The organism is Nocardia sp. NPDC055321 (genome assembly GCF_053645575.1).
Map to the genome: position 1 here is coordinate 28,448 of NZ_JBSHMS010000041.1, position 20,113 is coordinate 48,560.

The window sequence follows — 20,113 nt, forward strand, 5'->3', positions numbered from 1 at the left end:
GCACGGCGGGGCGGACCGGTGCTCGACTATCGATCCGAACGCATGCGCCCGCGTGCCAGGCGGGCGCGCGAGAGCTGAATTCGCGCCCGCAGCAGCCGGGTTCGCGACCAGCCGGACCACCCGGCGATCAGGCCGAGCACCCCGGGCAGCGTGTGCTCGGGCGCGAGTACCTCGGCGAACATCGCGGCGGGCACGACCGTCCAGATCAGCACCGCGCACAGTCCGCCCACGACGCTGACGTAGCAGAGCGCGAGCACGCCCTCGGCGATCCGCTCCCACAACCAGAAGCGGGGCAGCCGGTGCCCACGCTCGGTCCTTTTGGCGGCCAGGTAGCGGCGCGCGCTCGGGGTGGCGGGCCGGATCCGCAGCGGCAGGTGCTCGACCGCGAGCCCGCTCGCACGCAGCGTCCGGACCTTGTCCGGGTTGTTGGTGAGCAGGCGAATAGAGTTCAGCCCCAACCGGTTCAGCAGTGCGGCGGCTCGCTCGTAGGAGCGACTGTCGGGCGGCAGTCCCAGGCGGGCGTAGCTCGCGAAGGTGTCGAGCCCGTCCCGTTGGCTGACGTGGTACCCGCGAGCCTTGGCGACCAGCCCTGCTCCGCGTCCTTCCTGCTCGAGGTAGAGCAATATGCCCGAGCCTTCGGCCTGGATCATGTCCATCGCCAGGTCCAGCTCGGGCCCGCAATCGCAGTCCAATGAGCGCAGCGCGTCACCGTACAGGCAGCGCGAGTGCACCCGGACCAGACACCCGTCGGCGATATCGCCGAACAGCAGGGCGTGTCCGTCACCGAGGTCGCCGACGGGGAGAATCCGGGTTTCGATCATGTGCCCGTGCCGGGTCAACCGGTGCCGGGTGCTCGCGAGTTCGGGCGGTGAGTCCGGGATGCCGGCCGAGCGGCGCGCACCCGCGCCCGAGCGCCGGGGCGCGACGCCCCGCAGGCGGGCGCGTACTCGCGCTACCGTGTCCGGGGTGGGAGCATCGTCGAGCATGGCGATCGGCGTCACTCTGTGACCCTCCGGTACGTGTCAGCGGAACTCGGCCGGCCGCACCTTGGATCGGCCCGCGCGCGATGCTACGGCCACATCCTCGTTTCCACGCGTTCACCCCCGGGTATGTCCGCCGTCGGCGGCGCGTCGTGGACGGTCGCGCAGGCGACCGCGGCCGACGCCGCGACGCCGGTGCCGGATCGCTCGCGCGCTCGGGGCCCGCGGCCCGGTGACGCGAACGCGGTTGTCTCACTGGGCTATCGAGCGGTGGTCACGGTCTGCGGTGGTGTGCGGAGCGAGGGCGTCGATACCGGGGATCGAGGGCATGGATTCGGGGATGTTGGAGGCCGGGGTGCGGGCGGAGATGGCGGCGGTGACCCATTCGAAATCGGCGTCGTCGGCGGGGCGGCGCGTGGTGGTGAGGCGGTAGGCCAGGGCGGAGGAGAAGGCGCTGGAGGCGCCGGCGGCGAAGTCGGCGGTGACGTTGACGTGCCGGACCCGGGTGTGCGCGGTGCGCGAGCGAATGGTGCAGGCGTGGCTGTCGATGAGGCAGACCGCGTGCACTCCCCATTGCAGCAGCCGGTTGGTCGATTCCTCGGCGGTGCTGCCGGGCCAGGTCGCCAGGAGCTCCTTGGCGGTGCCGATGAAGTAGTCGACCGCGGCCAGGTGCGGGTAGAGGTGCCGGGGCAGCACGGTGGGCGGTGAGGCGCTGACGATCAGCCAGGGGCGGGGGGTCATGTCGTGGACCATGGCCAGCACGCGCGCGACGATGTCGATGGGTTGCTCGAAGGTGACCAGGACAGCGTCCGAGGCGGCGATGGCCGCGCGCACCACGGCGCTGTCGATGTCAGTGTCGGTCAGACGCAGGCGGTCCTGTTTGAACGCGATGGCGGCGGATTCGCCCGCGAGGGTGAGAATGACGGTGGTGACGGGTGTGCGGGCGGAGACGGTGGCGGTGACCAGGCTGGTGTCCACGCGCTGGGCGCGCAGGTAGTCCACGATCCAGCGGCCGTCCGCGTCGTCGCCGATGGTGGCGACCAGCCGAGCGTCGATGCCCAGGCGAGCCAGGGCCACCGCGCGGTTGAGGCCCTTACCTCCTGGGTGGCGCACGAAGTCGCCCCAGTGCGAGGTGCCGGGCTCGGGGAAGGTCTCCACGACGCTGATCTGATCGACCACCGCGTCCCCGACGACGGTCACGGTCGGACAGCGCGCGGGTTCGCCGGGTTCGGGCGGGCGGGTCAGGTCCAGTTCGGAGCCGCTGGTGAGCAGACGGGCGAGAGCGGTGAAGGCCTGGGCTTCGGGGGTGTCGCGCAGGGTGCGGACCTTGGGCGCGACCGGGACCTGGTCCGCGCCCAAGGCTTCGTGCAGGGTCTGCCAGTGTGTGGCCAGGTAGGCGCGGCGCTCACCCAGATCGGGCCCGTAGAGCCGGCCGAGGTCGAGTGCCGCGGGTGGGGCATCGCGCAGCAGGCCCAGACTCAGTTCCGCGTCCACGATCAGGCGCTGGGTCGGGGGAAGGCGGCGCGCGACCTGTCCGACGACGATCGGGACCGCGGCCTGCGGGGTCAGCGCGCGCAGGTGTGCGTAGCGCCGGACAACGGCCAGTTGCAGCAGTGGGGTGGTGTCGATCTCCGTGTTGTGCAATCGATCCGGGCTCAGGCCCGAGCGTTTGCGAAGCCTGGTGAGCACCCCGCGCACGGCGACCATACCGGGGTCCTGAGCGGTCGGCACCGGGTCGGCACGGCGGGAAGAGTGGTTTCTCGTCATTCGCTCCCCACGATACTGTTCGAGCGGGTGTGACCGATAGGTCGGCGGCGTCAATTCCGCCGCGCCCGAGGCAATTGACGGCGATTCGCGTCGAATTGCGATGTCGATCTTGAGATTTGGTGCGCATCGGACAATGGCGCTGCGGATCCGCCGAAAAGCTGTTCTCGCGTGCGTGTTTCGGGCTGCGTTGCCGGAACTCTACGATACCGGCGGTCAGGTTTATCCCACAAAGTTTTCGTCAATTCCCTTGTGGTAGTGGCAAATGCCGGACACGAGCGGCAAATGCCATACTGGTGTCGGCGAAATATCGCCTCCGCCAGACTGTTCGGGAGGTTCTGGTGCAACCAGCGCGTGTACTGTTTCGATCATCGCGGCGAGCCGGGCGGGGGCGCCACGAGCGGGAGCGGTACGGCGCACCGCCGGGCGGGCGGCGGGGGGCGGGCGCCGGGGCGCGCGGGGCGGGGGCGTCGTGATCTACGAGAGCAGCCGGTCGATCACCAGCAGCAGCTGTCAGGAGTGGGCGCGGCACACGCGCGGGCCGGAACCGGCGTGGGAGCCGATCCGGTGGCCGGGACAGCGATTCACGCGCGCGCGGGCGGGGGCGGGGATGCGCCTGGCCGAGATGTGCGCCGGGCCCGGGGAACCCGGGGGCGAGGCCGAGACGTTGGCACAGGAATTGGGAACCACGGTGAAACATGTCATGGCGGTACTGCATCGGCGGATGATGGAGCGGGGCAGAGCGTGACCCGATTCTTTTTCCGGTCGGCGGACGGACCACCGGCGCCCTCATCGACGAGGGCTCGCCGGGGGTGGCGTTTGCGTGCCGGTCGGCGTGGCATCCGGGAGGAACTCGGAAAAGAGTCAGTGGAAAAAGTACGGAATACCCGCCGGGCATTCCGACAATTCGGGCGGGAGTGGACCATTGATGAAATACCGACCGCCCGGCACTCGATGAGTGACATACCAGAGACGACGCGACCGAAACGATCGGCCGCCGCGCTCGCGCACACGGCCCAGGGAGGACCCCGCTGTGACAATCGCTATCACCCACCGGGCGATGACAAGTGACATCACCCCCGAATTCGCCATTCGCGGTAAAGGCGAACAACTCTGGTCACTGAGCTGGCTGCCCGCTCAGACCCTGACCCGCGAACAGGCCCGCGCGGGAATGGAATTGGACGAGATCCTGTCCGACCCGGATGTGGTCTTCGACGACGACGCCCACTGCGAGGCCGCCGATCGCGCCGCGGCCCTGGGCATTCTGGTCGAGCACGCGGTCATCATGCTCGCCCAGCGCATGGCCGAACGCACCCATCCGCGCGCGGCCACCGCCCGCCCCGAGGACCTCGGCCCGGCCGAGGCGGTGATGGCCGGCTGGTACAGCACCCCGGCTCCGCGCACGCCCGCCGCCTCCGGCGCGCGGTCGCGGCATCTGTGGGCGTGAGGGCGATCAGGTGCGGGTGGTGTGTCCCGCGCCGACCGCCTCGGACAGGGTGGCGTACCCGTGCGCGCGCAGCTTGGCGGCCAGTCCGCGATGAATGCGGCGCGCCCAGAACGGCCCGCCGTAGATGAATCCGGTGTAGCCCTGCAGCAGCGAGGCCCCGGCCAGGATGCGTTCGAAGGCCTGGTCGGCGGTTTCGATTCCGCCGACCGAGATCAGCACGAGGCGATCGCCGACGCGCGCGTACAACCGGCGCAGCACCTCGAGCGAGCGGTCGGCGACCGGCGCCCCGGACAGTCCGCCCGCCCCGAGCGCGGCCACGGCCTCGGCGTCGGTGTTCAGGCCGTCGCGGCGAATGGTGGTGTTGGTGGCCACGATTCCGGCCAGCCCGAGTTCGACCGCGAGGTCGGCGACCGCGTCGATGTCCTCGTCGCTCAGGTCGGGGGCGATCTTGACCAGCACCGGCACCGACACGCTGTCCAGTACCGCGCGCAGCAGCGGGCGCAGCGAGGCCACCGCCTGCAGGTCGCGCAGGCCCGGGGTGTTGGGGGAGCTGACGTTCACGACCACGAAGTCCGCCAGCGGGCCCAGGAGTTTGGCGCTGATCGCGTAGTCGTCGGCGGCGTCCTCGGGTTCGACGATCTTGGTCTTGCCGATGTTCGCCCCGATCGGCACGCCGCCGGGCCGGCGCCCGGCCAGGTGCGCGGCGGCGGCTTCGGCGCCGTGGTTGTTGAACCCCATGCGGTTGATGAGCGCGCGGTCCGCGGGCAGCCGGAACAGGCGCGGCGCGGGGTTGCCGGGCTGGGCCTGGGCGGTGACGGTGCCGATCTCGGCGTAGCCGAAACCCAGTGGGCCCCAGGCGTCGGCGCCCTCGGCGTCCTTGTCGAATCCGGCCGCGAGCCCGAGCGGGGCGGGGAAATCGACCCCGAACACGCGACTGGCCAGCGTGGGTTCTTGCGCGACAAGCAGTTTCGAGGTCAGCCGGCGGCCGGGAGCGAAACGGGTGGCGAGTTTCATGGCACCGAAGGCCAGATGATGGATGCGCTCGGGAGGGAGCAGGAACATCACCTTGAGCAGCAGGGCGTACAGGCGCTCGGACATGCGGGTTACATCACCGCCTCGGGTGTCGGGGATAGTAGTGAACTCTTTCGCCTGCGCAGCAGGACGCGGCGGCTGCCGTCGGTGTAGGCGCGTACGCGCGATAACTCCCAGCCGCCGAACTCGGCCTGGATGCTCAGGCGCATGGAGGCGGTGACGCGGTTCATCTCCGGGGGCAGGCGCAGGGGTACGTATTCGTACTCGTCGCTGGATTCCTCCCAGCCTGCCGGTAGGTCGCGCGCTGATCGCGCAGATCGTGAGGCCCGAGCCATCACTGCCCTCTCTTCCGCTGGTCCGCGCCGATCCGCTGCAGACCGTCGCCGGTCGCGGATCCCACGAACATGTCACCGGTGCGGTCGTCGATGGTCACCGAGTCGGGCTGGCGCACAGTCGGGTAGCGCCCCACCTCCACCGGTATCCCCGTCGACAGGTCGTAGCCGACGACTTCGTTCTGGCCTGTCAGCGTCACCCACACGGTCTCGGACCGCTGATCGTAGGCGAGTGCGTAGGGCGAAGAGCCTACCGGGAAACGCTGGTGCAGGACCAACGGATCGGCGGTGTAGACCAGCAGTTCGCTGCCCAGGGTGTCGGTGACGATGCGGCGCCCGAAGTGGTCGCCGATCATGTGGGTGGCCCCGTCCCCGGCGCGCAGGGACAGTCCGGGCCGTTCCTTGTCGAGGTTGAGTTCGGTGATGATGGTCTGGCGGCGGTCCAGCACGACGATCTGCTCGCCGGTGGCGTCGATCTGGTCGGCCGAGACCAGGCCCGAGACGGTGTGCCGCACGGTCCCGTCCGGTTTCAGGACCAGGACCTTGCCCGAGCCGAGTCCGGCGACCAGGTCGCCGTCGGCGCGGCGGGCGACCGCGCGCACGTCCCCGTCCACGCGCACCAGGGCGCCGAGTCCGGTCGCCGCCTCCACGCGCAGGACGGCGTCGGGGACCGCGACCAGGATTTCCCCGGGCACACCGGGCGCCAGGTCCGCGGCGTTGCCGGGCAGGGTGAGGGTGGTGCGGATCCGGTCCGAGCCCGGATCACGCAGGCGCAGTACGTTTCCCGGCTCGATCACCTCGGCCAGGATCCCGGTCTGCGGTTCGCTGAACAGGGCCTCGATGGGGGCGCCGGCCGTCACGGTGCCGGCGGGGGCGGTCGTGGGGACCGGCGCCGCGGCGGGGGTGGGCGGGTCGATGGTGGGCTTGTCGGTGGTGTCCTCGTCCGAGGAGCATCCGGCCAGCAGGGTCAGCACGGCCACGCCCGCGAGGGCCGACCGGATCCAGCCGCGACGGCGCATGCAGCGAACTCCTTACCTGACCGACAATCATGCGTGCTCGTTAATCTGACCATGATCCCCGACCCGGGCCGATGGGCGGGGGTGCCGGTGACCGGCGCGCCGTGACGTGGGGCACCCCGGGTCCGTTCCCGCATGACCGGGGTTCCCCGGTTCGCCCGCGGCCAATCCCGGGTACCCGATCCGGGCGGGTCACATGACATGACATGGGGTTTCGCGGGTGGTGTCGGTGGGCACGGTTACCGTGGAGGGTGCATATGGGCTGGGTCAGGGAGATCTGTTGGTGAGCGAGCACATCCCGGGCGTGCCGGGTTTCGCCGTGGAGGACGTGACCGTGGGCGTGTACGCGCACGGGTTCGGGGTGACCGGTGACGGCCGGTCGTTCGCGTTCCGCACCGTGCGCTCGACCCTGACCCTGGAGATCTACCGGCCCGATCTGGACACCGAGGTGCCCGCGCCCGAAGACGTGGTGGCAGTGGCGGTCACGCGGGTCACCGATATCGATCTCGACGACGAACGCAGTGTGGTGGCGCTGGTGCGCGATCTGATCCCGCGGGCGGCGCCGGTGCCCGCGGCCGGGGAGGGTGTGACCGTGCGCGCGCTGCTGGGGCGCCTGGGCGCGGTGATCGACGGCATGTGAGGGCGCGCCCGCGCGGGCGGGGCTGTGACGCAGAGATCATCGGCGCGGCGCGCGCATGACAGACTGTCGGCAAGCAACCGCAGTTCGAGCCCGAGGATGTTGATGGCCTTTCCACGCACCCCCATCGCCACCGCCGCCGTTGTCCTCGCCGTGCTCGGCGTCGCCGGGTGCGGTGGCGGATCCGGTGACGACGCCTCGGTGGACGCGGCGCGCTCCTCGGCGTACGCGGCGCTGAGTTCGTCGTCCGCGGCCGCGGCGGCCACCAGTGCCGCGCGCCCGCCGATCCCGACCGCGGCGGAGTTGGACGCGCAGATCAAGTCGGCGCTGGATCCCACGCTGCCCGATGCCGAGCGCACCGCGCTGATCGAGGACGGGGAGGCGTTCAAGGACGCGATTCCGGACATGTACAAAGCGCTGCAGGACAATCCGCGCGCGGTGTACGGGGTCAAGGATCCGGTGTTCGACAATCATGACGGCACGCTGACCGCGACGCTGAGCCTGGACAAGGACGGCACGGGCTCCAATGTGCGCACCACGGTGGTGCATTTCGTGAACAAGGACGGGCGCTGGCAGATCTCGCGCACCGATCTGTGCGGCATTCTGCGCTCGGCCGACTATCGCACCAGCGCCTGCGGCTGATGCTCGAATCGGGTTCGCTGCGGTGGGGGCGTTTCATCCACCGGTATCGGTTCGCGGTGTTCGCGGTCTTCGGATTGCTGGTGCTGGCCTCGGGGTTCTACGGGCGTGATCTGGGCGATCACCTGACCCAGGAGGGCTGGTTCGACGAGAGCAGCGAATCGGTGGAGGCCTCCAAGCTCGCCGATTCCACGTTCGGGCGCGACACCGACTCGGATCTGATCGTGCTGTACACCGCGCCCGCGGGGCTGACCGTGGACGACGAGCCGGTGCGCTCGGCGGTGGCCGCGGAGCTCGAGCGCCTGCGCACCGAGTACGGCGAGCAGATCCTGAAGATCGACTCCTATTGGGACGGCCCGCTGATGGGCCAGTTCGCCGATCCCGCGCGCACGCACGCGTTCGCCAGTATCGGGTTGCGCGGTGACGGCGGGACCGACACGGTCGAGAACTACATGGCCGTCAAGGATCACTTCGGCGCGGGCTCACCGGGCGCCGGCCCGGGTGGGACGACGGTGCAGCTGGCGGGGATGCAGCCGGTGGTCGAGGGCATCAACACCGGTATGCAGGACGACATTCTGCGCGCGGAGATCATCGCGTTGCCGATCGTGGCGCTGCTGCTGTACTTCGTGTTCGGCGGGGTGATCGCGGCGCTGCTGCCGGTGCTGATCGGCGGGATGACGATTCTGGGCAGTCTCGGGATCATGCGGATGCTCACGAACTACCTGCAGGTGAACGTGTTCGCCTCGGCGGTGGTCACTTTGGTGAGTCTGGGGTTGGCGATCGACTACGGGTTGTTCGCGGTGACCCGGTTCCGCGAGGAGCTCGCCGCGGGGCGGACCGTGGAGGAGGCGACCGCGCGCACGATCTCCACCGCGGGGCGCACGGTGTTGTTCTCGGCGGCGATCATCGCGGTGAGCCTGGGGGCGTTGTTCATCTACCCGAACGGGGTGCTGCGCTCGGTGCCGCTGGGCGGTATCTCCTCGGTGCTGCTGGCGGCGGTGTTGTCGGTGACCGCGTTGCCCGCGGTGCTCTCGATCGTGGGTGAGCGGATCGATTTCCTGGGCTGGAAACGGTTTTCGAGTCTGCGCAGCGCCGCGCAGATCGATGCCGGGTTCTTCTCGCGGCTGGCGCTGTTCGCGATGCGCAAGCCGTGGCTGGTGATCACCCCGATCGTGTTGATGCTGCTGGCGTTGATCCTGCCATTCCGCAACATCGAGTTCGGCGGGTTGAGCGAACGCTATCTGGCCTCGGACAACGCCGCACGGGTGGCGCAGGAGGACTTCGACGCCACGTTCCCGCAGTTCCGGACCGAGCCGTTGAAGCTGGTGGTCACCGGCGCGAACGCCCAGCAGCTCAGCGATATCCGGTACGAGGCCAATCAGGTGGCGGGTCCGTGGATGACGGGGCCGTTCGATCCGGTGGCCCCGAGCAAGGACGCGATCACGGTGCTGGGCAGTGGCCTGGCCGACAAACGCGACGCCGACACGGTGATCGCGGCGCTGCGCGATATCGACACCCCGCCGGGGGTGCGGGCGATGGTGGCCGGGGTGCCCGCGCTCGAGCGGGACAGCATCCTGGGGTTGATCGAGGGGTTGCCGTTGCTGGCGGGGATTCTGATCGCGGCGGCGCTGGCGCTGATGTACGCGGCGTTCGGGTCGATCGTGCTCGCGCTCAAGGCGGTGGCGATGAGCGCGCTGTCGCTGGGGTCGACGCTGGGCATTCTGACGTGGATCTTCGTCGAGGGGCACGGGGCGGGGCTGTTCGATTTCACGCCGGGGCCCTTGATGTTCGCGGTGCTGGTGTTGATCGTGACGGTGTTGTTCGGGCTCTCGACCGATTACGAGGTGTTCCTGCAGTCGCGGATGGCCGAGGCGCGCAAGGACGGGGCGTCCGCGCAGGAGGCGATCCGGTACGGGATCGCGCACACCGGCGGGGTGATCACCTCGGCGGCGGCGATCCTGATCGTGGTGACGGGGGCGTTCGGGTTCTCGGATCTGGTGCTGATGAAGTACATCGCGTACGGGATGATCGCGGCATTGGTGTTGGACGCCACGGTGATTCGGATGCTGCTCACCCCGGCGGTGCTCAAGCTGGTGTGGAAGTGAGCGCGGTCAAGGCCGGCAATCTGCTGGTGATGTTCGTCCTCGAGCTGACGGTGCTGGGGTCGGCGGCGTTCTGGGGTGCGACGGTGCCCGATCCGGTGCCCGCGCGGATCTTCGCGGCGGTGGCGGCGCCGACGGTGTTCATCGTGGTGTGGTCGTTCTTCGGGGCCGCGGCCGATGCCCGCTACCCGCAGACCGGGTGGCGGCGGGCGCTGCTCGAGCTGGTGTGGTTCGGCGGGGGCGCGGTGGCGCTGGGGTGGGCGTGGACGCCGTGGGCGGGGGTGGCGGTGTTCGCGGTATGGGCGATCAACGCGGTGTTGCGGGTGACGTGGGGGCAGGTCGGGCAAGTGCCCTGAGGTCTCGATGGCGTTCGCGCCTCGAGGTTGTCGACGAGCCGGGGCCGGGTGGATGTGAGATCCACCCGGCCCCGGCGTGTCGGTTCCGGTTCCCGATCGGTCACGAACCGGTTCGCCCTACGTCAGATGTCGCCGAACGCCTTGGCGTACTGGATCTTTCCGCTGGGCAGCGGGGTGTTCGGGTCCAGGCTCAGGGCCATGAGCGCGTCGTCGGGGACTTCGACGTTCATGGCGATGCCGTGGACCGAGGCGCGGGTGAAGCCGAAGCGCGGGTAGTAGGTGGGATGCCCGAGCACGGTCACGAACGTCTCGCCCTGGGTCTTGGCCGCGGCCAGGCCCGCGCGGGTCAGGGCCTCGCCCATGCCGCGGTTCTGGTGTTCGGGCAGGACCGAGACCGGTGCCAGGCACAGCGCGGGGGTGGCGCCGATGTGGTTGCGGGTCAACAGCACATGTCCGATGGGGGTGTCGAATTCGTCGACCGCGACCAGGGACAGGGCCGGGATCCAGCCGGGGTCGGTGCGCAGGGCGTCGACGAGTTCGGCTTCGGCGCCGGTGTCGAAGGCCGCGGCCACGATGTCGTGGACGGCGTCGTGGTCGGCGGGGATTTCGGCGCGAATGTTCCAGGTGGTTGTGCTCATGGTGGGGCACAGTCCTTTTCGTGTGTGTGGTGTGGCCGCGCGGGGGCGCGGCGCGGGACGGGAACGGGTCAGGCCGTCGCCGTGGGTGATGCGGTGATCGGGTAGGCGACGGCCTCGCGCGCGGTCATCGACATCACTCCTCGTCCTGGGGGTTCGGCACACGAATGGGTGCGGGGGCATGAGAACGAGGCCACGCTACCCGAACCGGGTAGCGAACCTCCAGCTATTTGAATGCGCCGGTCAGTGGTCGTCGTGGCGTCCGCGCACCGGCAGGACCAGTTGCGCGCCGGTGGTCGGGTGGTCGAACACGTCGACCGGGTGCTGGTAGACGCGGGTGAGCAGCTCGGCGGTCAGCACCGCGCGGGGTGGGCCGTCGGCGGCGACGCGCCCGTCCTGCAGGACCGCGACGCGGTCGGCGTAGGCGGCGGCGACCCCGAGGTCGTGCAGCACCACGACGACCGCGGCGCCCGCGGTGGCGCGTTCGCGGGCCAGGCGCAGGACCTGTTCCTGGTGTCCGAGGTCCAGGGCGGCGGTGGGTTCGTCCAGTAGCAGGGTGGCGGTGTCCTGGGCCAGTACGCGTGCCAGGGCGACGCGGGCGCGTTCACCGCCGGACAGGGCGGGGAAGGTGCGCTCGGCCAGGTGCTGCACGTCGGTGGCGGCCAGGGCGGCGGCGATGCGGGGTTCGTCCTCGTGCCGGCGCGGGGTGTGGGCCCAGGGGGCGCGGCCCATGGCGACGACTTCGCGTGCGGTGAACGGGAATCCGACGGTGTGGTTCTGGGGCAGGACCGCGCGCCGGCGGGCCATGTCGATCGGGGCCCAGTGCGAGAGGGGTTTGCCGTCGAGGGTGACGGTGCCGCCGCTGGGTTCGAGTTCGCCCGCCAGCGCGGCGAGCAGGGTGGATTTACCGGCGCCGTTGGGTCCGACGAGGGCGACGATCTGTCCGGCGATGACGTCGAAGTCGACCCCGGACAACACTTTCCGGCCGCCGCCGCGTTCGAGGTCGACTCCGCGCGCGGACAGGGTGATCGCGCCGGGCGCGGGGGTGTGCGGCAGGTCGTGCCGGCGGGTGAACAGGGCGGTGAGTTTGTTGGTGGTCATGCCCAGCCTCCCGCGCGGGCGCGGGTGCGCCGCAGCAGCCAGAAGAAGAACGGTCCGCCGACCAGGGAGGTGAGCATGCCCAGGGGCAGGTCGGCGTTGTGGACCAGGGAGCGGGCGCCGATGTCGGCCGCGACGAGCACGACCGCGCCCAGGATCGCCGAGAGCGGGATGAGTACGCGGTGGGCGGGTCCGACGAGCATGCGCACCAGGTGCGGGACGATCAGGCCGACGAACAGGATGATGCCGGTGAACGCGACGCCGGCGGTGGCCAGGATGGCGACCACGACGATGACGTTGCGGCGCAGGCGTTCCACGTCCACGCCCAGGTGCGCGGCCGCGGATTCCCCGAGCGCGAGCAGGTCCAGGCGCGCGGCCATGACGATCGCGGCCAGGACCCCGGCCGCGGTCAGGGGCGCGACGATCGCGACCGAGGACCAGGTGGAGCCGTTGAGGCTGCCCAGTTGCCAGAACACGATCTGATCGCGGGCCGCGGGGGAGGCGGTGAACAGCAGGAACGAGATGAGCCCGCCGGCGAAGGCGTTGATGGCCACGCCGGTCAGGACCAGGGTGACCACTTCGGTGCGCCCGTTCGAGCGTGAGAGCGCGTACACCAGGAACGTGGTGACCAGGCCGGCGACGAACGCGCCGGCGGCCACGGACCAGGAGGCCACGAACGCGCCGCCGACGACGATGACGGTGCCCGCGCCCACGGCCGCCCCGGCCGAGACGCCGATGACGCCGGGTTCGGCCAGGGGGTTGGCGAACACGCCCTGCAGCAGGGCGCCCGCGGTGGCCAGGGCCGCGCCCACGAGTACGGCCATGACCACGCGCGGGAACCGCACCTCCCACAGGGTCAGATCTCCCGCGGGGTGCGCGGGCATGGGCCCCCAGTCCAGGCCCATGCGGTGGAACAGGCTGCCCGCGACCTCGGCGGGGGTGGTGGGCACCTGCCCTACCGCGGCCGAGATCAGCGCCAGCACGATGAGGGCGAGGACGGCGGCGGTGAAGATGAGCGTGGTCCGCGACCACGATCCGCGCCGCGCGCGCGGGGCTCGTGGGGTGTTCGTCGAATTCGTGTGCGGTGCCGGGGTTTTCGTGAGATCCGGCACGGGCGGTACTGCGGGCCGATCCGGGGGGTCGTGGGGGGTCATGCGGTCTTTTCGCCGTAGACGGCCTGGGCCAGGGCTTGCACGACGCGGCCGGTGTTGGGGCCGAAGGACAGCAGGACCGCGTCGGACATGTCGACCACGCGTTTGTTCTTGCCGGCGGGGGTCTGGGCGACGCCGGGGATCTTGGCCAGGCCGTCGACGCCGCCGACCGAGGACAGGCCGTCGCTCATGACCAGCAGGACGTCGGGGGCGGCGGCGATGAGGGCTTCGCTGGTGATGGCGATGAACGGCTCGCTGACCCCCGACGCGGTGCCGGCGTCGACGCCGCCGACGGCGGTGATGAGCGAGTCCGCGCCCGAGCCGGGGCCCGCGATCATGGCGATGGCGGTGGAGCGCAGGTACAGGAACGCGATGCGCGGTTTCGGGTCGCGGACCGGGACCGCGGCGGTGGCGGCGTCGATCTCGGCGCGGGTGCGCTGGCCCAGGGTCTTGCCCGCTTCGGGGACGCCCAGTGCGGCGGCGACGGCTTCGATCTGCGGGACGACCCCGTCCATGGTGCGCTGGGGGTCGAAGTAGACCACGGTGATGCCCAGAGCTTTGAGCTGGTCGCGCATGACCGGGGTGGCGCTGGTGGTGTCGGTCAGGAACACCGAGGGGCGCAGCGCGGCAATGGCTTCCACGTTCAGGGTGCCCGATCCGGCGGTCACGTTGGGCAGATCCTTCACCGCGGGGAACGCCGCGGAGGTGGAGCGGCCCACGAGGCTGGGTCCGAGTCCGAGCGCGACGACGGTCTGGGCGAGGGTGCCGTACCGGTCCGCGGCGATGATGCGGTCGGCGGCGGTGACGGTGACCTCGCTGCCGTCGAACGAGCGCACGGTAGCCGGCAGGACCGGGACCGGGGCGGGTGCGAGCGGGACGGGGTCCAGGTCGGTCAAGGTCGCGGTGGCCGGGCCGGTCGGGCCGGTGGCGGAGGTGCTGTCGCCGGTGCCGCAGGCGGTGGCGCCGATCAGCAGACCGGCGCCCAGCAGCACCGACACCGTTCGCAGGAGCACGGCCGGGCGACGCTTCACGGAAGACCTCATGCAGGTAAGGCTAACCACGGGTCATTCGGTGCGTGCACTGACGTCTCCGAGTGCGGCCGCGATGGCGCGCGGCAGCTCCAGCGTCTCGGCAGCAATCACGCCGGTGAGCTGGCCGATGTCGCGGGCGCCCACGATGAGCGAGGTCACTCCCGGCTGGTCGCGCACCCAGGCCAGGGCCACGGCCAGGGGTGAGGTGCCCAGTCCGTCGGCGGCGGTGACGACCGCGTCGACCACGCGCACGGCCAAATCGTCCAGGCGCGCGGTGATCTCGGCCGCGGTGGCCTCGTCCGCGCCGCGCGAGTCCGCGGGCACCCCGTCGCGGTATTTGCCGGTCAGGATGCCCCCGGCCAGGGGCGCGGTGGCGATGACGCCGATGCCGTGATGCTGTGCGGCGGGCACGAATTCGTGTTCGACTCCGCGCGCGAGCAGCGAGTACGGGTGCTGGGCGGCGGTCAGGGGCGCGGTGGCCGCCAGGGTCGCCAGTTGCCAGCCGTCGTAGCCGCGCGCTCCGGCGTAGCGCACGCGCCCGGTGCGCACGGCGTATTCGAGTGTGGCCGAGACCTCTTCGAGGGGGGTGTGCGGGTCCCAGGCGGCCACGGTCCACAGGTCCAGGTGGTCGACCCCGAGCAGGGTCAGGGTGCGGTCGAGCTGGCGCATCATGGTGCGCCGGGAGGCGTCCACGCGCCAGCGGGTCGGGGCGGGCGCGGGTCCGGCGGCGGGGTTCACCCGCACCGGCACCTGGCCGGAGCAAACACTGAGCACCAGATCGTCGCGCCCGATTTCCTTGACCAGCGGGCCCAGGATCTGTTCGGCGGCGCCGTCACCGTAGGCGGGTGAGCAGTCCACGAGGGTGCCCCCGGCCTCGGCGAAGGCCATCAATTGCGCGCCGGCGTCCTCGGCGTCGGTCTCGCGGCCCCAGGTGTGGGTGGCCAGCCCGATCCGGGAGACTCGAAGTCCGCTGCGTCCCAGCGTGCGCTGTTCCATCACCGCGCTTGCTCTTTCATCACGGCACCCAGCCTAAGGGCACGGGTCCGCTGTTCCGGGGTATGCCTCGCGGCGACCGTAAATGCCTGCGCGTCTTGGACAATCGCCCGGCACCGCGGGTGGTGCTCGCGCGCGGGCCGGTGCTCGCGCGCGGTACCCGGGGACCGCACGCCTGTCGGGGATTCGGCCCTGCCCTGTAGGGTCGCTGCGGTGTTCGGCGGTCGATACCGCCGCAGGTGGGCGAATTGTCCACCGGCAGCCGACGATTCGGGATGGAGGTCGTGTGGTCGTCGAGTCGATGACATGGATACAGGCCCTGGTGTTGGGCGCGGTGCAGGGGCTCACGGAGTTTCTGCCGATCTCGTCCTCGGCGCACATGCGCATCGTGTCGGCGGTGTTCTTCGGCGACGACGCCGGCGCCTCGTTCACCGCGGTCACCCAGCTGGGCACCGAGCTGGCGGTGCTGGTGTATTTCGCCAAGGACATCTGGCGGATCCTGGTGGCCTGGTTCAGCACGCTGTACATGCAGGTCACCGGTACCCGGCCCGCGCCGCTGCCCGCCTCGGAGCAGCTGACCGCGCAGTTGCCGATGTACACCGACGGCACCCTGGACTACGACGCGGAGTACGAGCTCGATCCCGATGCCCAGCGCGAGCTGGACTATCGCATCGGCTGGTATGTGATCATCGCCACCATCCCGATCGGGGTGCTGGGGTTCCTGTTCAAGGACGAGATCCGTACCGGCGCACGCAATCTGTGGTTGATCTCGGCGAACCTGATCCTGTTCGCGCTGGTGATCGCCGCGGGTGAGTACTACGGGCGCAAGGTGCGCCCGATCGAACAGCTCACCACCCGCGACGGCCTGGTGATGGGTTTCGCGCAGTGCCTGGCGCTGATCCCGGGCGTGTCCCGCTCGGGGGCGACCTCGACCGCGGGGTTGTTCCTGGGGCTCAAGCGTGAGGCGGCGGTGCGGTTCTCGTTCCTGCTGGCCATTCCCGCGGTGGTGGCCTCGGGGTTGTTCAGTCTCCCCGATGCTTTCGAACCCGCCGGTGAGGGCCTCAACGCCTCGGGTGCGCAGATCCTGGTGGCCACGGTGGTGGCGTTCGCGCTGGGCTATGCCTCGGTGGCGTGGTTGCTCAAGTTCGTGTCCAAGCATTCGCTGGACTGGTTCGTGGGCTATCGCATCGTGCTGGGCCTGGTGGTGATGGCGCTGCTGGCGACCGGCGTCGTGCAGGCGACCTAGTCGGTAGGCTGTCCCGGTGACGGTGATCCTGTTGCGGCACGGCGTCTCCACGTCGAACACTGCCCACACTTTGGCTGGTCGGAGCGCCGGTGTCGATCTCACCGATCGAGGTCGTGAACAAGCGCAGAATCTGGTGCAACGGCTCGGGGCCCTGCCGATCGAGCACATCGTGTCCTCTCCGCTCTTACGCTGTCAGCGAACGGTGACCCCGCTGGCGGACAAGCTCGGGCTCGAGGCCGAACCCGACGAGCGGTTGCTCGAGGTCGATTACGGCGACTGGACGGGCCGTCCGTTGAGTGAGCTGGTGAGCGAGCCGCTGTGGAAGGTGGTGCAGCGTCATGCCTCGGCGGCGGTGTTCCCCTCGGGAGAAGGCTTGGCGCAGGTGCAGTTCCGTGCGGTCGCGGCAATCCGCGAGCGTGATCGGGTCTTCGCCGAGAAGCACGGTGGTGACGTGCTGTGGGTGGCGTGCACGCACGGCGATGTCATCAAGTCGGTGCTGGCCGACGCGTTCGGCATTCACCTGGACGGATTCCAGCGCATCGTGGTCGAACCGGCGTCGGTCAGCGTGGTCCGCTACAGTCCAACCGCTCCGTACGTGTGGCGGGTGAACGATACCGGCGCGGATCTGTCCAGCTTGGCGGCGATTTCGCCGCAAACCGGTCGCGAATCGCGATCGGGGCCGGTGCCCGGAGGTGAAACGGGTACCACCGGTAGTACGGGTAATGGGGATGCCGAGCACCCCGATTCTTAAGGTGAACAGCTGTCAGGAGGTGCCATGGGCCGAGCTATCCATATTTTCCGCACCCCCGATCGTTTCATCGCCGGCACCGTCGGCGAGCCGGGCGACCGCGCCTTCTACCTGCAGGCCGTGCAGGAGCCGCGCGTGGTCAGCGTGTTGCTGGAAAAGCAGCAGGTGAAGGTTCTGGCCGATCGGATGGGGTTGCTGCTGGACGAGGTGCAGCGCCGTTTCGGCACGCCGGTGCCGCCCCAGCCCTCGGATGTGGCCGATGTCGCCCCGCTGGTGACCCCGATCGAATCCGAATTCCGGGTCGGCACCATGGGTTTGGGCTGGGACGCGGACGCGGGCGCGGTGGTGGTGGAGTTACTGGCGATCACCGAGACCGAGGTCGACGAGTCGGTGGTCCTCGATGACACCGAGGAGGGCCCGGACGCGGTGCGGGTGTTCCTGACCCCGATCCAGGCGCGGGAGTTCGCGTTGCGTTCGACGCGGGTGATCGCGGCCGGGCGCAAACCGTGCCCGCTGTGCGGGGAGCCGCTCTCGGCGCAGGGGCACATGTGTGTTCGCACGAACGGGTACAAGCGCGGTGACATCTTCGGCGCGAGTGACGAGGCCGAGGACTGAGATGAGCTCCGATCCGCTGTACACCGCGGACCTGTCGGTGATCGGGCAGGTGACCACGGCCTCGAACGTGACACTGGTGTGCGCGGCCGGGGACCTGCGGGTGGTGTACAAGCCCGAGCGCGGGGAGCGCCCGCTGTGGGATTTCCCGGACGGCACCCTGGCCGGGCGCGAGGTGGCCTCCTACCTGGTCTCCGACGCGCTGGGCTGGGGGGTGATCCCGGAAACGATCCTGCGTGAGGGGCCGTTGGGGCCGGGGATGGTGCAGCGCTGGATCGAGGTGATCGAGGAGCCCGAGCGCACCGATCTGGTGGATCTGTGCCCGGTGGGCGCGGTGCCGGCGGGGTATCGGGAGGTGTTGCGGGCGCTGGATCCGGGTGGGCGCCCGGTGTCGCTGATCCATTCGCTGGATGAGCGCCTTTACCGGATGGGGGTGCTCGATGTGCTGATCAACAACGCCGACCGTAAGGGCGGGCACGCGCTCGAGGGCCGCGACGGGCGCGTGTACGGGGTCGATCACGGGATCTGCCTGCACGCCGAACCCAAGTTGCGCACGGTGCTGTGGGGGTGGGCGGGGGAGCCGGTGGCCGATGAGTTGCTCACCGACATCACGGTTTTGGTGAAGGCGCTCTCGGGGGAGCTGGGTGGGCGGTTGAGCGAGCACATCACCGATGCCGAGATCGAGGCGCTCGAGGCGCGGGGGCGGGCGTTGCTGGAGAATCCGGTGATGCCGTTGCCGGCCTCGCAGCGCCCGATTCCGTGGCCGGCGTTCTGATCCTCTGCTCTCGGTGACCGGGTCCGCGGTGCCCGGTCGGGTGGGCGTGCGGGCGGTGGGATCGGAAAAACGTTGTAAGCATCATGATTTCAAGCATTGACGTGTGTGTACCGGGCAATAAGGTGCTGGTCGGGGTGGCCTTACCCGCCGATAGCGGGGCGGGTGTGCGCGGGGGCGGGCGGGTCGCGTACCGGGGGCACCGTTAACCTGAAATCCATGCAGTCCTGGTCCGATATCGCTGTCCCGACCGTCCCCGGATCCGGACCGCCGTTGCGGTTGTTCGACACCGCCGACCGGCAGGTCCGCCCGGTCACCCCGGGCAAGACCGCCACCATGTACGTGTGCGGCATCACCCCCTATGACGCCACCCATCTCGGGCACGCGGCCACCTATCTGGCCTTCGATCTGGTCAACCGGTTGTGGCGCGATGCCGGGCACGAGGTGCACTACGTGCAGAACGTGACCGATGTGGACGATCCGCTGTTCGAGCGGGCCGCGCGGGACGGGATCGACTGGCGGGATCTGGGCGCGCGTGAGGTGGAGCTGTTCCGGGAGGACATGAGCGCGTTGCGGGTGGTGCCGCCCGCGCACTACGTGGGCGCGATCGAGTCGGTGCAGGAGGTCGTGGAGCTGGTCGACAAGCTGCTGGCCTCGGGCGCGGCGTACGTGGTCGACGACCCGCAGTTCCCGGATATCTATTTCCGGCACGACGCGACCGAGCAGTTCGGCTACGAGTCGGGCTATGACCGGGCGACCATGGATCGGTTGTTCGCCGAACGCGGCGGTGATCCCGAGCGCGCGGGCAAGCGCGATCCGATCGACGCGCTGCTGTGGCGGGCCGCGCGCGAGGGTGAGCCGTCGTGGCCGGCGCCGTTCGGTGCGGGCCGCCCGGGCTGGCATATCGAGTGCGCGGCGATCGCCTTGAACCGCATCGGCACCGAGTTCGACATCCAGGGCGGGGGCAGCGATCTGATCTACCCGCATCACGAGTACTCCTCCGCGCACGCCGAGGCGCTGGTCAAAGGTCGCCGGTTCGCCCGCCATTACGTGCACGCGGGGCTGATCGGCTATCAGGGCGAGAAGATGTCCAAGTCGCGCGGCAATCTGGTGTTCGTGTCGACGCTGCGCCGCTCGGGCACCGATCCGGGTGCGATCCGGCTGGGGTTGTTCGCGGGTCACTACCGCCGCGATCGCGAGTGGACCGATGCGACCCTGGCCGAGGCACTGGCCCGCCTGGACCGCTATCGCGCCGCGGTCGCCCTGGCGTCGGGCCCGCCCGCCCACGACACCGTCGCCCGGGTGCGCCAGCACCTGGCCGATGACCTGGATACGCCCAAAGCCCTGGCGGCCCTGGACAATTGGGTGAACCAGGCGCTGACCTACGGCGGCCCCGACGCCGAGGCTCCGGCGCTGATCCGCGATACGGTCGATGCCCTGCTGGGCGTTCGCCTCTGAATCGGTTCCGGTAACCGGCATTGCGCGTCGGCCCGCTCGCACCAGCACGGTGCGGGCGGGCCGA

General features: G+C 70.2%; 20 protein-coding genes. 10 read left to right on the forward strand and 10 right to left on the reverse strand.

Going from position 1 to position 20,113, the window contains the following annotated elements; translation table 11 throughout:
* Window positions 1–26 precede the first annotated feature (26 nt).
* Window positions 27–1,001, reverse strand: coding sequence for a GTP cyclohydrolase II (locus ACWIGI_RS38470; RefSeq protein ID WP_454208548.1), 975 nt, complete (start codon window positions 999–1,001; stop codon window positions 27–29).
* A gap of 231 nt (window positions 1,002–1,232) precedes the next feature.
* Entirely contained in the window at window positions 1,233–2,687 is a 1,455-nt protein-coding gene (locus tag ACWIGI_RS38475; protein ID WP_454208549.1) for a carbohydrate kinase family protein, read from the reverse strand.
* A 1,117-nt stretch (window positions 2,688–3,804) separates the two neighbouring features.
* On the opposite strand from ACWIGI_RS38475, the gene ACWIGI_RS38480 reads away from it, so the two are divergent.
* The gene (locus tag ACWIGI_RS38480) at window positions 3,805–4,191 is read left to right on the forward strand and encodes a hypothetical protein (protein WP_454208550.1); all 387 of its coding nucleotides are present in this window, start codon (window positions 3,805–3,807) and stop codon (window positions 4,189–4,191) included.
* 6 nt (window positions 4,192–4,197) lie between these two features.
* Here the strand turns inward: ACWIGI_RS38480 and ACWIGI_RS38485 are convergent, their stop codons facing one another.
* From ACWIGI_RS38485 to ACWIGI_RS38495, 3 genes are read right to left on the reverse strand one after another with little or no spacing between them, the layout of a single operon-like run.
* The gene (locus tag ACWIGI_RS38485; RefSeq protein WP_454208576.1) at window positions 4,198–5,277 is read right to left on the reverse strand and encodes a quinone-dependent dihydroorotate dehydrogenase; all 1,080 of its coding nucleotides are present in this window, start codon (window positions 5,275–5,277) and stop codon (window positions 4,198–4,200) included.
* 17 nt (window positions 5,278–5,294) lie between these two features.
* Window positions 5,295–5,558, reverse strand: a complete 264-nt coding sequence (locus ACWIGI_RS38490) for a DUF5703 family protein (RefSeq protein WP_454208551.1) — start codon at window positions 5,556–5,558, stop codon at window positions 5,295–5,297.
* The gene (locus tag ACWIGI_RS38495) at window positions 5,558–6,574 is read right to left on the reverse strand and encodes a YncE family protein (RefSeq protein WP_454208553.1); all 1,017 of its coding nucleotides are present in this window, start codon (window positions 6,572–6,574) and stop codon (window positions 5,558–5,560) included. The genes ACWIGI_RS38490 and ACWIGI_RS38495 overlap by 1 nt, the downstream gene beginning before the upstream one ends.
* A 277-nt stretch (window positions 6,575–6,851) precedes the next feature.
* On the opposite strand from ACWIGI_RS38495, the gene ACWIGI_RS38500 reads away from it, so the two are divergent.
* The 4 genes from ACWIGI_RS38500 to ACWIGI_RS38515 all read left to right on the forward strand — a co-directional run bounded on the left by ACWIGI_RS38500 (window position 6,852) and on the right by ACWIGI_RS38515 (window position 10,305).
* Complete coding sequence (locus ACWIGI_RS38500; RefSeq protein WP_454208554.1) at window positions 6,852–7,211, forward strand: hypothetical protein; 360 nt, start codon at window positions 6,852–6,854, stop codon at window positions 7,209–7,211.
* A gap of 102 nt (window positions 7,212–7,313) precedes the next feature.
* Window positions 7,314–7,850, forward strand: a complete 537-nt coding sequence (locus tag ACWIGI_RS38505) for a hypothetical protein (RefSeq protein WP_454208555.1) — start codon at window positions 7,314–7,316, stop codon at window positions 7,848–7,850.
* Window positions 7,850–9,952 carry an MMPL family transporter gene (locus ACWIGI_RS38510; RefSeq protein WP_454208556.1) on the forward strand — a complete coding sequence of 701 codons (2,103 nt, stop codon included), beginning with the start codon at window positions 7,850–7,852 and terminating at the stop codon, window positions 9,950–9,952. Before ACWIGI_RS38505 ends, ACWIGI_RS38510 begins: the two co-directional genes overlap by 1 nt.
* Window positions 9,949–10,305, forward strand: coding sequence for a YrdB family protein (locus ACWIGI_RS38515; RefSeq protein WP_454208557.1), 357 nt, complete (start codon window positions 9,949–9,951; stop codon window positions 10,303–10,305). The genes ACWIGI_RS38510 and ACWIGI_RS38515 overlap by 4 nt, the downstream gene beginning before the upstream one ends.
* A gap of 122 nt (window positions 10,306–10,427) precedes the next feature.
* Here the strand turns inward: ACWIGI_RS38515 and ACWIGI_RS38520 are convergent, their stop codons facing one another.
* The 5 genes from ACWIGI_RS38520 to ACWIGI_RS38540 all read right to left on the reverse strand — a co-directional run bounded on the left by ACWIGI_RS38520 (window position 10,428) and on the right by ACWIGI_RS38540 (window position 15,216).
* On the reverse strand, window positions 10,428–10,943 hold the full coding sequence (locus ACWIGI_RS38520) for a GNAT family N-acetyltransferase (protein ID WP_454208558.1): 516 nt from the start codon (window positions 10,941–10,943) through the stop codon (window positions 10,428–10,430).
* A gap of 240 nt (window positions 10,944–11,183) precedes the next feature.
* Complete coding sequence (locus ACWIGI_RS38525) at window positions 11,184–12,041, reverse strand: heme ABC transporter ATP-binding protein (RefSeq protein ID WP_454208559.1); 858 nt, start codon at window positions 12,039–12,041, stop codon at window positions 11,184–11,186.
* A complete protein-coding gene (locus ACWIGI_RS38530; RefSeq protein ID WP_454208560.1) occupies window positions 12,038–13,192 on the reverse strand; it encodes a FecCD family ABC transporter permease in 1,155 nt (384 codons plus the stop codon). The genes ACWIGI_RS38525 and ACWIGI_RS38530 overlap by 4 nt, the downstream gene beginning before the upstream one ends.
* The gene (locus tag ACWIGI_RS38535; protein WP_454208561.1) at window positions 13,189–14,232 is read right to left on the reverse strand and encodes a heme/hemin ABC transporter substrate-binding protein; all 1,044 of its coding nucleotides are present in this window, start codon (window positions 14,230–14,232) and stop codon (window positions 13,189–13,191) included. The genes ACWIGI_RS38530 and ACWIGI_RS38535 overlap by 4 nt, the downstream gene beginning before the upstream one ends.
* Window positions 14,233–14,253: 21 nt before the next feature.
* Window positions 14,254–15,216, reverse strand: a complete 963-nt coding sequence (locus ACWIGI_RS38540) for an aldo/keto reductase (protein WP_454208563.1) — start codon at window positions 15,214–15,216, stop codon at window positions 14,254–14,256.
* A gap of 298 nt (window positions 15,217–15,514) precedes the next feature.
* On the opposite strand from ACWIGI_RS38540, the gene ACWIGI_RS38545 reads away from it, so the two are divergent.
* From ACWIGI_RS38545 to mshC, 5 genes are all read left to right on the forward strand, one after another.
* Entirely contained in the window at window positions 15,515–16,459 is a 945-nt protein-coding gene (locus ACWIGI_RS38545) for an undecaprenyl-diphosphate phosphatase (RefSeq protein ID WP_454208564.1), read from the forward strand.
* 16 nt (window positions 16,460–16,475) lie between these two features.
* Window positions 16,476–17,210, forward strand: a complete 735-nt coding sequence (locus tag ACWIGI_RS38550; RefSeq protein WP_454208565.1) for a histidine phosphatase family protein — start codon at window positions 16,476–16,478, stop codon at window positions 17,208–17,210.
* 24 nt (window positions 17,211–17,234) lie between these two features.
* Window positions 17,235–17,822, forward strand: a complete 588-nt coding sequence (locus tag ACWIGI_RS38555; protein WP_454208566.1) for a DUF3090 domain-containing protein — start codon at window positions 17,235–17,237, stop codon at window positions 17,820–17,822.
* A gap of 1 nt (window position 17,823) precedes the next feature.
* Window positions 17,824–18,594, forward strand: a complete 771-nt coding sequence (locus tag ACWIGI_RS38560; protein WP_454208567.1) for an SCO1664 family protein — start codon at window positions 17,824–17,826, stop codon at window positions 18,592–18,594.
* Between the two features lie 216 nt (window positions 18,595–18,810).
* Entirely contained in the window at window positions 18,811–20,049 is a 1,239-nt protein-coding gene (gene mshC, locus ACWIGI_RS38565) for a cysteine--1-D-myo-inosityl 2-amino-2-deoxy-alpha-D-glucopyranoside ligase (protein WP_454208568.1), read from the forward strand.
* Window positions 20,050–20,113: the final 64 nt, after the last annotated feature.